We start from the raw sequence: 16,227 nt of genomic DNA on the forward strand, positions 1-16,227 counted from the left end.
ATGATTGAATTGTACGGGATTAGAGAAACCCTTGGAGTTTGTGAAGAAGTAACAGAAGTTCCTGAAGATTTAAAAAAATTTGCAGATAATAAAAATTTTACCCATAATAAGATAGACAAGTATAAAAAAATAAAATCTCTTGTAGCTAAAAATGGTATAGAGGTTTTTAGAGGTTTTACTGATGTAAAAACAATTGCTCAAATATCAGAGACTAATAAAGAATTTCAAAGAGATATTGATACAGATCATAAAAATAAAATTATAGATTATGTAAATCATTCTTCTAAAAGTGATATATATTTTCCTGAAGTAACTTTATTGTATTCATATGATGTAGATAAAAATTTAGATGAGCTGGAATGTTTAAAATATGCTATAGAAGATTTGAAACAAATAAATTCAATGGAAACGGCTGCAACTATGAGAACTTTTGGTTTTGCAGTTTTTAAATTTGATATCAAAAAAGATAAAAGATTATATAGATTAGATGGAAATCATAGAATAGAAGCATTGTTATCAGTAGCCGAAAACGGTGAAAATCGAATGATTTCTTTTTGTATTTTATTTGTTCCTAAAAATGAAAAATACTCTCAAGAGCATCTATATTTTTATTTATTAAACTCAAAAGCATTGCCAGTTACATCTAATAAAATTTTTGACTTAGTTACAAAAGCAGATACTGACGAATTAAAAGAATTTGTAGAATCTGATCAATTATTAAATACTTTAAAAAACACACAAGAAGCATGGAAAGATTTAAATGAAGAAGAAAAACAGGTTTTAATTTCTGTAATCAACGAGATATTAAATCAAAAATTTAATCAAAATATTGCAAAGATCATAATAGATGGAATATATGCATATAATAAACATAAACAAAAATATAATGTAAAATATGGTTTATTAGGTATTGCATGTTATCTTAAATATAAACACTATAGTTTAGAAAACTTTAATGAACAGTTTAAATTGTTCAACCAATGGATACAAAAATTTAACTACAACTTAGATAATTTTAAAAAATTTGCCGATTTATATGAAAGTTTTAACTTATATATGGCAATGTTAAAAAGAAAAAAACATATTTTTGTTGCCATGGAATACAATAAAACATATATTAAACAATATAAAGATTCTATAGAAAAATCAATTCATAGAATTCAAGGCACAAATAAACTTCATAACTTTAAGTTAATGGAGATCATGAATGAAAAACAAGATGATAATATAATAGAAAAAATATTTAAAAATATAGAGAAAGCAGATATTGTTATAGTTGATTGTAGCACTAACAATAATAATGTGTTATATGAATATGGCTTTGCAAAAGGATTAAAAAATAAGCATATCATATTGACATATAATGAAAAATGGAGACAAAAAACTATAGATGAATTAAAAAACATCGAACATAATAATGAATATATAAATAAAATAACTAATAATTTAGAGCAAGGATGTTTTGATATCAAAGTAAATAAAACAAACAAATGGGCTAATCCAACGGAGCTAGAAGATATATTAGAAGAAGAATTGAAAACATATATAAAAAACAATAACTATGATATTTTAGATGATGATTAGTACAATATAATTTTTTATATAATCACCAAATTAAATTGCCTTATTGCCAAACAAATCTAACATTTAAGGCTGGGTGATTTCTTAAATATCTTTATTCTTTTATATTACTTAAAAACTTTGTTTAAGTTTTGCTATTTTTTGTGTAGCATAAGTTTAGTATTTTTAAAAAGTTTTACTAAGTTGCTTATTAAAAAATTTATAAACTAATGTGCTTTTTTCTCAAAAGGCTTAAATAGTATTTTAAAAGCAAATGATGATAAGGTGTATTACTACGAGCTTATACCACCTTACAAGCTTACTAAAAACAAGCCTTTAGAATACGCACATTTTAAAGAATTTCTAAAATGCTACAAAGAAAGAAAAATCACTGCTAATTCTTGGCTTGTTAGCAAAAAAGAGCTTGAAGAAAGAAACTATGATCTAAGTGCTAAAAATCCAAATGTAAAAGAAGAAAAAATCCTAAGAACTAGCGAAGAGATTTTAAATTCTTTAGAAGAAAATCTAAAAACACAACAAGAATATCTAAATGAGCTTAAAAGCATACTAAAATGATTGCAAGTTTTTTGATAAAAACTAATTTACAAATAACTTCTAAGCTCAATTTACAATAAATATTTATTGCTTGCATTCTACTTTTTAATATCATCAAGCAAATTTAGGGCATTTAAAGCTTTTGGATAACCGATATATGGAATAAGAGCTGCAATGATATTTAGCAAATCTTTTCTACTTTGCCCCATGTTAAGATTGCCTTGTATGTGAGCTTTTACTTGATTGTCTAGCCCACCAAGTGAGATAAGATATACAAGGGTTAAAAGCTCTCTAGTTTTTAGATCAAGTCCCATGCGTGTATAGTAGTCTCCAAAACAATTCGCACTCAAAAAATCATTTATAAAAGCTTTATCTTCTGGTGTAGTTTCTATCATTTTAGTGATATTGGCTTCACTAAAAATAGCATTTTGTATTTCCCTGCCTTTTATTTTGCGATTTTCTTGCGTAGTAGTGCCTTGTGGAGTTAAAACTAAGGCGATATTTAGTTTTTCAAATACTTTATTACAAAGACTTAAAAAATCACATACTCTAGCAAAACCCACATAAGGCGTAGCTTGATAAATCACTTCTTTAATGACAATAGGACTTATATCGTTCTTGATTGCACCTTGAAGTAAAGCTTTAAACTCTATTTTTCCACCTACTGCTAAAGTAGAAGCAAGGGCGATTAAAAAATATTTTTGTGTATCCAAATTTGCTTTTATAAAACTCTCGCCAAAAGTAAAATTTATGTGATTGATAAAATACTCCTTATCACTTGCAAAAAGTTGATCCTTTTTTGCTCCTCCTAAGAGTTTTTCAAAAATTTCTCTTGCTTTTTGTCTTAATTGCATGGTTTTATCCTTTGTGGTTTTTAAAATTTGTGAAAAAAGAGCATTTAAAATACTCCAAAAACATAAAAGTTTTTATAAAATTTTTGTGTTTTATTTACAAATTTCTTTATCCTCTTGCTTCTTTTAAGGCATTTTCATATTCTTCATCGCTTGCAAGCTCAAGCCATTCTACATTTTTACCTTCTTTTTCGCCTGTAAGTGCTATGTGTGCTCCACTACTTGTATTAGTTGCACCATGAAAATGCTTTACTCCTATAGGACAGCTTATCACATCGCCTTTTTTAGCTATAAAAGCTTTTTGCCCTGGAACTTTTGTGATGATTTCACCCTCTGTTACGATTAAGGTTTGTCCTTGAGGATGAGTATGCCACGCACTTCTAGCACTGGCTTCAAATTCAACCAAAGCCCCGCTAAAATTTCTCCACTCATTTGATTTAAACATCATAGAAACTTTTACATTTTTGCTAAAAAATTTACTATCACCTTTAAAACTTCCATGAATTCCTGCTTTTTCTAATTCTTGTATTTTACCTCCTTTTTTAGTATTATAAAACATGAGAACTACTCTAAGTCAAGTAAAAATTTAAAATCTTAATTTCATTTTTTCTATCCTACTTCTTACAAAAATCATGATAATTCCTAAAATCAACAAAACAATAGTATTTACGATAATATAACGCGTATCACTCAAAGAAATCACAAGTCCACAAATAGCAGTTCCGGTGCTTAATCCTATATTGGCCACGCTTATAAAAAGTCCATTGCTAAAATTAGCAGCCTTTGGAAAGGGATAACTTATCATAAAATGCGTGCCGTTATTCATCACACCTGCTAAAATTCCTAATATAAAGGCAAATATTATAAGTATAATTTCACTATAAAAACTAAAAAGTAAAATATAAAATCCTATCATAATTAAAGGTGTTAAAATCAAAGTAAAATTTGCGTTTTTAACAAGGGTCTTTCCGGCTATATAATTGCCTATAATATTTGAAAAACCATAAATAGCCAATACAATACTAAATTAAAGTAAAATTCATCTTTCCTACACTATGTAAGAAATCAGAAAAATAAGAGTAAAAACCCCAAATTCCAGCGTTTATACAAATAACACAAAGTATGCTAATCCATAAAAGCGGGTATCTTAAAATAAGCAATTGTTTGCTTATTTTTACAGAATTTACTTTTTTAAAATCAGGAACAAAAAATAAAGTTGCTATAAAAGATAAGGTATTTAAAAATACAAAAAATAACATTGCCATTTTAAAACTAAAATTTCCACCAAAATAACTTAGTCATAGGTACACCTAACTGCTGCAAAAATCTTAGCTGTAGCTTTTGGAATTTCTTTCTTATCTTCGACCAAATTTGTAACCATACTTAGAGCAAGAGCTATATAAATAGGATGAAAAAAAAGCAGGAATAGCTCTTAAAATAAGCAATTGCCAAAATTCACCCACAAAAGCGGAAGTTAACGAGCTTAAGATAAACACAGCTAAACAAATAAGCATAAGTTTTTTAGGATTGAAATTTGCACAAAGTAGCGGGACAATAGGGGCGCAAAAAGTTATCACGAGTGCAAAAATACTCACACACCAACCCGCATCTGAAATACTTACACTGAAATTTTGAGAAACAATAGGAATTATACCCATCATCCCTAGTTCTGTGCTCAAAATCCCAAATACCCCTAAACAAAATACTAGAATAATTTGAGCATTTGAAGCTTTATTTAAATTTTTCATTTTATCCTTTCAATTAATATTTTTAAAAGTATAAAAGATGAGAGTAGGTCTAAGTCAATAACCTAAAATAAAAATATTTATCTATATTAAATAAAATCTTTAGAAAAATTTGAAACTTCAAAATAAGCATTTAAAAGAAATAAAAGATGCCTTAAAAGCATAAGGCATCTTTTATTTATAGGCTTATTACCCCAATGAGTGTGTTTTCATAGCAAGAATTAAGCACTATGTCTATCATAGCACTAGCATAATCACTGTAGCTGATTTTACTCAAACAAATGTTTAAAATAAAATTTTTATTTTTATTTGTTATGATTATTTTAGGCGTGGCTATATCTTTTGGAATTTTTATTAATTTAATTTAAGGAAATAAAATGCAAAAATTTTTAGCCATTATTTCAGCAATCAATGATGAAAGTAGGGTTTTGATTTTACATCATCTTTTAAGATACAAAGAACTTTGTGTTTGTGATCTACAAGAGCTCTTAAACATGGGTCAATCAAGACTTTCAAGACATTTAAAAATTTTAAAAGATGCGGGTTTTTGTATGTAAGGCGTCAAGGAACTTAGGCGTATTATGGGATTAATAATGAGCTTTTAAAGCTGCATTTAGATCTTTTTGAAAATATCAAAAATTTAGAGCTTAAAAATGCTATTAAAAAAAATGAAAATATTATTACCCAAATTTGCCCTTAATATAAAATCAACCCTTAAACTTATGCAATTTATCACAAGGTTGATAGTCCTTGCTTTCTGGATTAAACCCATCGACTTCATTTGCAAGCATTTCTTCATAAATTTTTATCTTTTTGAACAAAAGGAAACAAACCTTTTTTAGCCCAAAATCTTAAAGTATGAGCACTAATTTTTGTTTCTTTTTCTACTTTTTTTATAGTATAAGCCATATTTTCTCCTTTATTTAAGATAAAAATAAAAATTTATTTTATTTTTTTGTGATAAAATAATAGCCAAATTATTAGTTTTATGCTAAAAATAACAAAGATTAAAAGGAAAATAATGAATAGTATTAAAATCAAACTTTCCCTCATTGCAAATTCAATTGCAATTTTTGCCTTAATTGTTCTAGGTATTGTAAGTTTTTATTTTACAAAAACCTCACTATATGAAAGCACTCTTAAAAATCAAACTGACCTACTTAAAGTCACACAATCTACCGTTGAAGATTTCCGTTCCACAAATCAATCTTTTACTAGAGCTTTAGAAAAAGATATCGCGAACTTACCTTATCAATCTTTAATCACTGAAGAAAATATTATTAACAATGTTGGTCCAATATTGAAATATTATCGTCATAGTATAAATGCACTAAATGTTTATTTAGGTTTAAACAATGGAAAAGTTTTACTTAGTCAAAAATCTAATGATGCAAAAATGCCTGAATTACGTGATGATTTAGATATAAAGACAAAAGATTGGTATCAAGAAGCTTTAAAAACAAATGATATTTTTGTTACACCAGCATATTTAGATACAGTTTTAAAACAATATGTAATAACGTATTCTAAAGCTATTTATAAAGATGGTAAAATCATAGGGGTACTGGGTGTCGATATACCATCAGAAGATTTGCAAAATTTAGTTGCAAAAACCCCTGGAAATACTTTTTTATTTGATCAAAAAAATAAAATATTTGCAGCAACCAACGAAGCTTTATTAGATCCTTCGGTAGACCATTCTCCTGTTCTAAATGCATATAAACTCAATGGTGATAACAACTTCTTCTCTTATAAGTTAAATAATGAAGAAAGACTTGGAGCTTGTACTAAAGTCTTTGCTTATACAGCTTGTATTACCGAAAGCGCTGATATTATAAATAAACCTATTTATAAAGCTGCATTTATTCAAGCCATTGTTGTCATTATTGTAGTAGTATTTAGCGTCATCCTCCTTTATTTCATCGTATCAAAATACCTCTCCCCACTTGCAGCTATCCAAACAGGTTTAACTTCATTCTTTGATTTTATCAACTATAAAACAAAAAATGTTTCTACTATAGAAGTAAAAAGCAATGATGAATTTGGACAAATCTCAAATGCTATCAATGAAAACATTCTTGCTACTAAAAGAGGCTTAGAACAAGACAATCAAGCCGTTAAAGAATCAGTTCAAACCGTATCAGTTGTAGAAGGTGGTAATTTAACAGCAAGAATTACTGCTAATCCAAGAAACCCACAACTTATTGAACTTAAAAATGTTCTAAATAAACTTCTTGATGTTTTACAAGCTAGAGTAGGTTCTGATATGAATGCTATTCATAAAATTTTTGAAGAATACAAAAGCTTAGACTTTAGAAATAAATTAGAAAATGCTAGCGGTAGTGTAGAATTAACTACTAATGCTTTAGGTGATGAAATAGTTAAAATGCTAAAACAAAGTTCAGACTTTGCTAATGCTTTAGCTAATGAAAGTGGAAAATTACAAACTGCTGTTCAAAGCTTAACCACTTCTTCAAATTCTCAAGCTCAATCTTTAGAAGAAACTGCAGCAGCTTTAGAAGAGATCACTTCTTCTATGCAAAATGTTTCAGTTAAAACTAGTGATGTTATCACTCAATCTGAAGAGATTAAAAATGTTACAGGTATTATAGGTGATATTGCAGATCAAATCAATCTTTTAGCTTTAAATGCAGCTATTGAAGCAGCTCGTGCTGGAGAACATGGTAGAGGCTTTGCAGTGGTAGCTGATGAAGTTAGAAAGTTAGCTGAAAGAACTCAAAAGTCTTTATCAGAAATTGAAGCTAATACTAATTTACTTGTTCAATCTATCAATGATATGGCAGAAAGTATTAAAGAACAAACTGCAGGTATCACTCAAATCAATGATAGCGTAGCTCAAATTGATCAAACTACTAAAGATAATGTTGAAATTGCTAATGAATCAGCTATTATTTCTAGTACAGTAAGTGATATAGCTAATAATATCTTAGAAGATGTTAAGAAGAAAAGGTTTTAACCTTAGATAACTAGCCAAAAAGCTAGTTATCTCTAAATTTACTTATTGATTTAAAATTTGATTTTTACTCTTACATAAATTCTGCCAATTTGAAGCACTTTTGATTTCAAGACATTGTTTTAAACTTTCTTTTTCAGCTTGTATATTTTGCATTCTTTCATAAGTTAAGGCTTGGATATATAAAGCTCTTGCTCTATCTTCATCTGAAAGTTTTAATTTAAGCAAATCTGTTAAAACAGCTAAACTTTCTTCATTTTTATTGATTTTAGCCAAAGTATCAAGATACATAAATTCCAAATTAGGACTAAAAAGATTTATACCTTTAAAATTTTGATAGTCAATGGCCTTAGGTGCGTAAGTTAAAATCGTTGTTTGCATATTATGATCATTAGCATAAGAAAGTAAAGCATCGTAGGCTTCTACCATACTAAAATTCATTGGAAAACTTTCTAAAATTTGCAAAATTTTAATGGCTTGATTGTAGTCATTTAAGCGCAATAAAGACAAAAATTGCAAATAATAAGCCTTAAAATTCTCATCATCGCTTTTTAAAATTCTAGAATTAGCTATATCTTTAGAAATTTTGATCACCTGAGGATATTGTTTATTATCAAAAAGAATAGATGCTTTTTGAAGACCATAAAATATAGAATCTTCATTATAATTTTTATCTATATAATCAAGTGCTTGTTCAACATTAGAAGTTCTGATAAGACAAGCTAACATTTGTTTTTTATTCTCAATTTTCTGACCTATATCATAAGCACTAAAACGCATAAAAATATTTGCAGCATTGATACAATTATCAGCTTTTATGGCATTTTTTAAATCATTAATGGCTGCTTTCTCTAAAAATTGAGTAGCATTTGGAATTTTTTTACTTTCTATAAGATCTTTATAAGCTAAAATAGCACTAAAATTTCCCTCTTTATAATAAAGTGCAACATCTTCATCTAAAGCTTTATTTGCAATATTCTCATCTTTATTTGCATATTGCTTCATTAAATCTGTATAACGCTGATGCAAAAAGCTTGCATTATTATCACCTAAAGCAAAGAATACCTCATCACTTGCTTTTTTAATTTCATCTAAATACTTACCATCTAAATAATCATCCATATACAAATCAAGGTATTTTTTAGCATCACTAGATCTGTTAGTATGTGATAAAACTAAGGCTAAATCTTTTAAAGTTTCTTCATAACTTGGATCAAGTTTGGACATTTTAGCAAAGGTATCTTCATAAATACTTGCACTTATATCAAATTGTCCCTTTTGATTAAATAATTTAGCAAGTTCTAAAGATCTTGGAATATCTTTTCCAAAATATTCAGGATTGGCTTTTAAAATGGTATTAATATATTCTATAGCTTTATTTACTTGCTCATTTGAAAGCAAATTCTTTGCCAAACTCATAGCTGCTCTTGCAGCTAAATCTAAATTTTTTGTATTAAAATAAGTATTTTCATAGATATTTACAGCTTTTTCTTTTTCATTTAAATTATAAATATAATCTGCATAATCAAGTTTTGATAACTGAGTAAAATAATTATTAGGTTGTTCATTATCCAAAATCGACATTGTATACTCTACATCAGCACGCTGAGCTAAAGCGATATAAGTTTTTAACATTATATGTAAAACTTCTGAAAAATTTTTATCACTTGTAAAAGTACGCATCCAATTTTTAGCATCATCAATCATCTTTTCTAAAATTTGTTGATCACGCATGCTTGGATCTTGAGTGTAAAGTTTATTTTGAGCTCTTAATTTATAAAGTATAAATTCACTAGTAAAAATACTGCCACGATATCTATTGATAGCATTTTGTGCATCAATCACCACTTGATTGTAATTAGCCTTATCGTATTCTTTTTTGATGCGTAAATAAGTATTGATATCTGCACTTTGAGGAATAACAACAGGATCAGAATTTAAATCCAAAGCTCCAACATAAGGCAAACTCTCATGTGGAAAATTGATATTAAAATCGAGTCCATCATAGTCTTTAATAGGTGCTAGTTCTGGTGTAAAAATAAAAGTAAAAGCCTTACTTTTATGCGAACTTGATGAACTGAGTTCTTTATCTATATAAATATTTTGAGAAGTGTCAAACATTCTTGCTTGTATTTTTGGCAAAATGATCATTTTAATTTTTTGAGCTTCTTGTATAAATTTTAAATCAAAAGCAGAAAAACTCTGATCTTTTAATTTATTATCAACCATACCTGCAATATCACATTCAAAATGAACTTTTGCTTCGGTAATAAATTTTTGACATGTAAATTCTAAATCATTACTCGCATGTAAAACTGCAAAAGCTTGATTATTTTCGCGACCCGTGTTTAAAACAAGCTCAAAAGCAAAAGCATTTAAAAAACTTAATAAAATTAAAAATAATATTCTCATAAAATAATTATAGCAAAACTCTTATAACATTAACAATATAGCAAAAATGCTTACACAAACACAAAAAGCTAAAATAAAATTTTGTATAAAACTAAACTTAATATTATAAACCCTATCATTTTTCATAAATAAAACATGAATTAAAATCTTTAAATACGCATAAAGCATAATAACAGAAGATAAAGCCACAAAAAGCGCCAAATACCAATATCCATTTAAAATTACTGTATTTAAAATCATAAATTTACCCCAAAATACTCCAAAAGGCGGAATACCTGCTAAAGAAAGCACACTAATGCTTAAACAAAAAGCAATTAAAGGTTTTTTAACCAAAAGCCCATTTAAACTCTCATAAGAATTATTCTCATAATTACTTAAAATCATAAATACAGCATAATTTGCAAAAGCAAATAAAGTCCAATATCCAAAAATAGCAAGCAAAATTCCATCAAAATTTTGTTCTTTTAATAAAGGAATGCAAGCTATCAAAACCAAAGAAGAATGCACTACAGAACTATAAGCAAACATTTTTTTGATATTGTTTTGACTTAAAGCCGCAAAAGCGCCTATAAGCATAGAAAAAATCGCTAGAACTATTATGATATATTCAAAACCTGTATTATTTAAAAAATCAAACAAACGAATAACCACAACCAACATGGCAACTTTTGGCACAACTGAAATAAAAGCAACCAAATTTGTATGTGCTGCATAATACACATCTTTAAGCCAAAAATGAAAAGGTGCCAAAGAAAGCTTGATTGCACAAAGAACAAAAATCATCACTCCAGCACCCAAAAGCATGGGATCTTTTTGAAACTCATTTTTTAACGCTAAATTAGCAGATAAATCTAAAGTTCCTGTTTTTAAATAAATAAAAGCTACAGCCATAACAAAAAATCCAGCTCCTACAGCCGCTATACTAAAGTATTTTATCGCACTTGAAATAGCATTATCACTTCCACGCATTGCTATTAAAGTATAAAGCGCTAAAGAAGAACTTTCAAGTCCTATAAAAATAAGTACTAAATTTGAGCTTGAAACCATCAAAAGCAAAGATGCAATCATAAATAAAAATAAAGCATAAAATTCACCTTGATTTTCTTCTTTTTGCATTAAAAGATATAAAAATGAAAAACACAAAATCACCAAAGAAGCATAAAATGAAACAATATCATTATTTAAAGTAGCCAAAAAAGCTTTTGCTTCTAAACCTTGAGCATTTGCATTATTTAAAATCAAAAAAGCACTTACAATCAAAGACAAAGAACTTATGCCGATATAAAACGATCGATGAAATTTCCAAAAACCAGAGCAAAGCAAAAGAACTATTGCAGTTGTAATTAAAAATAAAAATGGATAAGATAAGCTTATATTTAAAAGTTCTAAATTTAAAAAATTATTTAACATTTGCCTCTCCTATTTTAGATAAAAAATCTAAAGTATTTTGCTCAACAGCTCTAATATTCATTGTTTTTATAAGATTATCCACATCTTTTTGTATCGGCTTTAAAAGTATATTTGGCATAAGCCCTAGTCCAAAAATCATTACTACAATGCACACAAGCGCTACTATTTCTCTAAAACGTAAAGAAAAACCCTCTATAAAGCTTTGTTTTTGCATGAAAAATATTTTTCTAAATACTGCGAACATATAAATCGCTCCTAAAATAATCACCAAACCTGCCAACAAAGCGTAAAATAAATTAATCTTTGCTATACCTAAAAGAATTAAAAACTCTCCCACAAAAGAAACAGTTAAAGGCAAAGAAACACTCGCAAGTAAAATGAGCATAAAGAAAATTGAAAATAAAGGTGCTTTTTTGGCTAAAGAATGGTAAAAAGAAATATCATAAGTATGATATCTTTGGTATAAAAGTTCAACCATTAAAAATAAAGCTCCCGTTACAATACCATGTGCAAACATATAAAAAACCGCACCACTAATACCCAAAGCATTTAAAGAAAAAATTCCCAAAATCATCACACCAAGATGTGAAATAGAACTATAAGCAATCAATTCTTTAATATTTTCTGCTCTATAAGCAATTAAAGCATTATAAACGATACTTACTATACATAAAGCTACAATTAAAGGCATAAAATACACACTCGCATCTGGAAAAAGTGGTAAACAAAAAAGTAAAAATCCAAAAGGAGCCATTTTAAAAACTACAAGCATTACAGAAACAAGTATAGGCGAATTTGCATAAACCTTAGGTGCCCAAGTATGAAGTGGAAATAAAGGAGCTTTGATAGCAAAAGCGATAAAAAATGCTCCAAAAAGTAAAAGTTGCTCTGTAAAATTTACTGCTGAGGCATTATTTTTCCAAATTTCCAAGTCAAAAGTGAAGATATTTAAAAGCTGATAATTTAAATAAGCTTGATAAATCAATGCTACAAGCATTAAAATTGAACCCGCAAAAGCATAGATAAAAAATTTCACCCCTGCTCTAAAATCTTTACCATAAACTCCCATAATATAAAGTAAAGGCAAAAGAGAAAATTCCCAAAAAACATAAAACAACAAACCATCTTTTGCACTAAAAAGTCCCATAATAGCAAATTCTAAAAAGAATATACAAGATACAAGTGCTTTTTGTTCCAGCTTTAAAAATAAAAAGCTTAAAAATATCATCAAAGAACTTAAAAGCATCAATACAAGTGCAATACTGTCTACTCCTACATGAAAGCTAAAAAATTTCAAAATTTTAAAAGAGAGATTATAATCAAAGCTTACCCCTTGTAAAAAATCTGCAAAAATATCCAAATTTAAAGCCAAAATCATAAAACTTACAACAACGCTAAAAACCTTAACGCCTCCACGATTTAAAAGCAAAACCACAAAAGCAGAAATTAAAGGAAAAAATATCAAATAATTTAGCATTTTACACCATCCATACCAAAATCAACAAAATCACAAAAGCTGCCACCAAAAATCTAAGCATTAAGTTTAAGCTGTTTGGCATAATCATTTTTTGTGAAATAATTTGAGAATACAAAGCAATTTTTTCAACTATTCTATCAAAAATATAAAGATCACAATGCTTTAAAATCGCACATAAACTTTCATATTTTGAAACGATAAATTGATGATAAAATCTAGGAATAAAATAATCATTACTTAAAAGTTTGTGAATTTTATTTTCTTCAATACTTTCCTTAAACCAAGAATTTTTATAAGCAAAAATAGCCAAAATTACACCCAAAATAGCTGCTACACTCGCACAAATCATTACAATTTGATTTTGTGCATCAATAAAAACTAATTTTGTGCTTAAATATTCAAAAAAACTATGTTCAAAAAATCCTGCAATAATAGCTAAAACCATCAAAGGACTCATAGCCAAGAGTGCTATTTTACTTGCTTCATTCGGATGTTCATCATGTCTTGCAGGGGTAAAAAATACCAACATTAAAAGTCTAAAGCTATAAAATGCTGTTAAAAAAGCTGCGATTAAAAGCACTAAAAAAATACCATGGTGAAAAGAAATGAAAGAATATCCCAAAATCAAATCTTTAGAGAAAAATCCTGCAAAAGGATAAATTCCTGCTAAAGCTAAAGATCCTATACACATTAAAATAGCTGTAATTTTTAAAGGTTTAAAAAGTCCACCCATTTTTTTAATGTCTAATTTATCATTCATAGCATGCATTACATTTCCAGCGCCTAAGAAAAGTAAAGATTTAAAAAAAGCATGCGTAGCTAAGTGAAATAAAGCTATACCATAAGCCCCAAGTCCTGCAGCCACAAACATATATCCAAGTTGCGATAAGGTAGAGTAAGCAATAATACGTTTTAAATCCCTAACCACCAAAGCCATAGAGGCTGCAAAAATCGCTACAAAAGCTCCGAGTAAGGCAATAATATAAGAAACTTCAGGAACTAAATCATAAAGCGTACTCGCACGAATTACCAAATAAACCCCCGCTGTTACCATGGTTGCTGCATGGATTAATGCAGAAACAGGAGTTGGCCCTGCCATAGCATCAGCAAGCCAAGTGTGAAAAGGAAATTGTGCAGATTTTCCCATAGCCCCTATAAATAAACAAGTTGCGATTAAGATCAAAGCATTGTGATCTAGGCTTTGTGCCATGGAAAAAACTTCATCATATTTTAAAGTTCCTGCTTGCAAATAAAGCCAAAAAATTCCTAAAAGCATACCCAAATCCGCAATACGATTCATAATAAAAGCTTCATTAGCCGCAAAAGAATAAGTATCGTTTTTATACCAAAAACCTATGAGCAACCAAGAGCAAAGCCCAACGCCTTCCCAACCTACGAAAAGTCCTAAAAAATTATCACTCATGACTAAAAAAAGCATAGAAAAGACAAAAAGCCCCAAATAAGCAAAAAATTTATTAAAACCTTCATCATGAGCCATATAAAAAATACTATAAAAATGCACACAAGTGGCTACAATACCTACAATACTCATCATAGTAAGCGAAATAGCATCTATATCAAAACCAAAATTTACTCCAGCAAACCATTCAAACAAACTCACATTAAAAGCTTCATTGCAAAAAAGCAAATACAAAGAACAAAAAGTACTCAAAGCTACTAGAAGTGAACAAAATATCCCTACGAATTGTTTTTTCTCACTCAAAGCAAAACAACTTGCAAACAAAAAAGCTACAAAAGGACTAAAAAGAGAAATCAAAGCCAAATTTTGCATACTAAGCCTCCACTTCTTTTAAGCTTTTTAATTCCAAAGTGCCTTTTCTTCTATACCAAAGCACGCACAAAGCTACACCAACAGCTACTTCACAAGCCGCTACACCCATGATAAAAAGTGCAAAAACCTGTCCATTTAAATCATTGTGCATTTTAGAAGCCGCTACTAAGGCTAAATTAGCACTATTTAATAAAATTTCACTCGAAATAAAAAGCATGATGAGATTTTGTCTTTTTAAAATACCTACAAGCCCTATGACAAACATTAAAATAGCTATAAAAAAATACTTTTCTATCATTGTTTTTCCTTTGTTAGCTCTTTATGAGTAAGCACTATAGCACACACTAAAGCAATCAAAAGTAAAATAGCTATAAACTCAAAAGCCAAAAGATATTTTGAAAAAATCGCTAAAGCCAGTTGTTTATTAAAATCAAACAAAGCAGGATCATTTAAAGGCAAATCCGTACTGATATTTTGGTATTTAAAACCTATAAGCATAGTCAAAAGTAAAATCGCACTTAAAACCACCAAAGTAAAAAAACTTTTTTTAGCTTTAAGTTGTTCTTTAAATTCTTTAGAAGCATCAAAAAACATCATCGCAAAACTATAAAGTCCAAGTACAGCTCCACTATAAACAATAATTTGTATCACGCCTAAAAACTCTGCATCAAGTAAAAAATAAAATCCCGATAAAAACACCATTCCACCTGCTAAAGCCGAAAGAGAATAAAGCATATTTTTACTTAAAACCGCAATGCCAAAAAAACCTAAAACCACTACACTAAAAAATACAAAAGCCAAATTTTCTATCATTTGTTTTCTCCTTGCTCTTGTGTGTTTTGATTTTCTAAGGCACTTTCAAGCATCGCATCGTAATAATTTGGCGTTTTTTTAACCCACAAATTTGCATCCTTTCTAAGACTTCCTGCTCCTTCAAATTCAACTTGATTTTTAAGCTTATCAATAGGAGTTAAAAAATCTTGCTTATAACCAAAATAAGATCTTTGCTCGGCCGCATTTTCATACTCTGTGCCATGCACTATAGCAAGTTCAGGGCAAACCTCAGCACAAAAACCACAATAAATACAACGCCCTAAATTAATACTATAATTTCCTACTTTTTTACGCCCATTTTCATCTAAAGAAGTTTCCATTCTAATACAATTGCTAATGCAAATTTTTTCGCAAAGCCCACAACCTATACATCTTTCGTTTTCACTTTCTATAAAACGCATCAGACGATGAACAGCACGGTAACGATTGTCAAGTTTTACCTTTTCAAAAGGATATTTAATCGTAGCGCTATTATTTCTCTTAAGTAATTCTCTCATCATCACAAAAAGCCCTACAAAAAGCTCTAGTTTAACGCTTCTACGCAAAGCTTGTGAAATTTTCTCCCAAGTGCTAACAGGAGTTTTTCTTTTCTCATCCACTAAATAATAATTTTTCAT

Annotated in this window: 11 protein-coding genes and 6 pseudogenes; 5 read left to right on the forward strand and 12 right to left on the reverse strand. The window is 28.7% G+C overall.

The features are described from left to right. Together OT390_RS07870 and OT390_RS07875 are read left to right on the forward strand one after the other, a co-directional pair. The gene (locus OT390_RS07870) at positions 1–1,584 is read left to right on the forward strand and encodes a hypothetical protein (RefSeq protein ID WP_038813582.1); all 1,584 of its coding nucleotides are present in this window, start codon (positions 1–3) and stop codon (positions 1,582–1,584) included. Positions 1,585–1,797: 213 nt separating this feature from the next. After that, positions 1,798–2,136, forward strand: a pseudogene (locus OT390_RS07875) (SAM-dependent DNA methyltransferase); the annotation flags it as partial. Between the two features lie 77 nt (positions 2,137–2,213). Here the strand turns inward: OT390_RS07875 and OT390_RS07880 are convergent. The 4 genes and pseudogenes from OT390_RS07880 to OT390_RS07895 all read right to left on the reverse strand — a co-directional run. Continuing rightward, positions 2,214–2,969, reverse strand: coding sequence for a carboxymuconolactone decarboxylase family protein (locus tag OT390_RS07880; RefSeq protein ID WP_406611481.1), 756 nt, complete (start codon positions 2,967–2,969; stop codon positions 2,214–2,216). A 106-nt stretch (positions 2,970–3,075) separates the two neighbouring features. Continuing rightward, positions 3,076–3,495 (reverse strand): cupin domain-containing protein, encoded by a 420-nt coding sequence (locus tag OT390_RS07885; protein WP_032581705.1) that lies wholly within the window; start codon positions 3,493–3,495, stop codon positions 3,076–3,078. 57 nt (positions 3,496–3,552) lie between these two features. Then, positions 3,553–4,714: pseudogene (locus OT390_RS07890) on the reverse strand (MFS transporter). 175 nt (positions 4,715–4,889) lie between these two features. Continuing rightward, a pseudogene (locus OT390_RS07895) lies at positions 4,890–4,985 on the reverse strand (NAD(P)-dependent oxidoreductase); the annotation flags it as partial. Here OT390_RS07895 and OT390_RS07900 point away from each other — a divergent pair. After that, positions 4,975–5,079: pseudogene (locus OT390_RS07900) on the forward strand (permease); the annotation flags it as partial. The pseudogenes OT390_RS07895 and OT390_RS07900 overlap by 11 nt on opposite strands. Before the next feature lie 9 nt (positions 5,080–5,088). Beyond that, a pseudogene (locus OT390_RS07905) lies at positions 5,089–5,411 on the forward strand (ArsR/SmtB family transcription factor). Positions 5,412–5,418: 7 nt separating this feature from the next. Here OT390_RS07905 and OT390_RS07910 read toward each other — a convergent pair. Further along, positions 5,419–5,620 (reverse strand): annotated as a pseudogene (locus OT390_RS07910) (MerR family DNA-binding transcriptional regulator). A 79-nt stretch (positions 5,621–5,699) separates the two neighbouring features. On the opposite strand from OT390_RS07910, the gene OT390_RS07915 reads away from it, so the two are divergent. Continuing rightward, entirely contained in the window at positions 5,700–7,688 is a 1,989-nt protein-coding gene (locus tag OT390_RS07915; RefSeq protein WP_406611482.1) for a methyl-accepting chemotaxis protein, read from the forward strand. Positions 7,689–7,730: 42 nt separating this feature from the next. Here the strand turns inward: OT390_RS07915 and OT390_RS07920 are convergent, their stop codons facing one another. Genes OT390_RS07920 through nuoI form a run of 7 tightly spaced genes read right to left on the reverse strand, consistent with a single transcriptional unit; the run spans position 7,731 to position 16,227 of the window. Continuing rightward, a complete protein-coding gene (locus tag OT390_RS07920) occupies positions 7,731–10,097 on the reverse strand; it encodes a flagellar protein (RefSeq protein WP_406611483.1) in 2,367 nt (788 codons plus the stop codon). A 21-nt stretch (positions 10,098–10,118) separates the two neighbouring features. Further along, a complete protein-coding gene (locus tag OT390_RS07925) occupies positions 10,119–11,507 on the reverse strand; it encodes an NADH-quinone oxidoreductase subunit N (protein WP_002867596.1) in 1,389 nt (462 codons plus the stop codon). Next, a complete protein-coding gene (locus OT390_RS07930) occupies positions 11,497–12,984 on the reverse strand; it encodes an NADH-quinone oxidoreductase subunit M (RefSeq protein WP_032586366.1) in 1,488 nt (495 codons plus the stop codon). The genes OT390_RS07925 and OT390_RS07930 overlap by 11 nt, the downstream gene beginning before the upstream one ends. 1 nt (position 12,985) lies before the next feature. Further along, positions 12,986–14,776, reverse strand: coding sequence for an NADH-quinone oxidoreductase subunit L (gene nuoL / locus OT390_RS07935; protein WP_032586367.1), 1,791 nt, complete (start codon positions 14,774–14,776; stop codon positions 12,986–12,988). Position 14,777: 1 nt separating this feature from the next. After that, positions 14,778–15,074 (reverse strand): NADH-quinone oxidoreductase subunit NuoK, encoded by a 297-nt coding sequence (nuoK, locus tag OT390_RS07940; RefSeq protein ID WP_002858466.1) that lies wholly within the window; start codon positions 15,072–15,074, stop codon positions 14,778–14,780. Then, positions 15,071–15,589, reverse strand: coding sequence for an NADH-quinone oxidoreductase subunit J (locus tag OT390_RS07945; protein ID WP_002867593.1), 519 nt, complete (start codon positions 15,587–15,589; stop codon positions 15,071–15,073). Before OT390_RS07945 ends, nuoK begins: the two co-directional genes overlap by 4 nt. Beyond that, the gene (gene nuoI, locus OT390_RS07950; RefSeq protein ID WP_002867592.1) at positions 15,586–16,227 is read right to left on the reverse strand and encodes an NADH-quinone oxidoreductase subunit NuoI; all 642 of its coding nucleotides are present in this window, start codon (positions 16,225–16,227) and stop codon (positions 15,586–15,588) included. The genes OT390_RS07945 and nuoI overlap by 4 nt, the downstream gene beginning before the upstream one ends.

Origin of the sequence: Campylobacter sp. CFSAN122748, assembly GCF_045277125.1 — a bacterium.
Lineage (GTDB): Bacteria > Campylobacterota > Campylobacteria > Campylobacterales > Campylobacteraceae > Campylobacter_D > Campylobacter_D jejuni.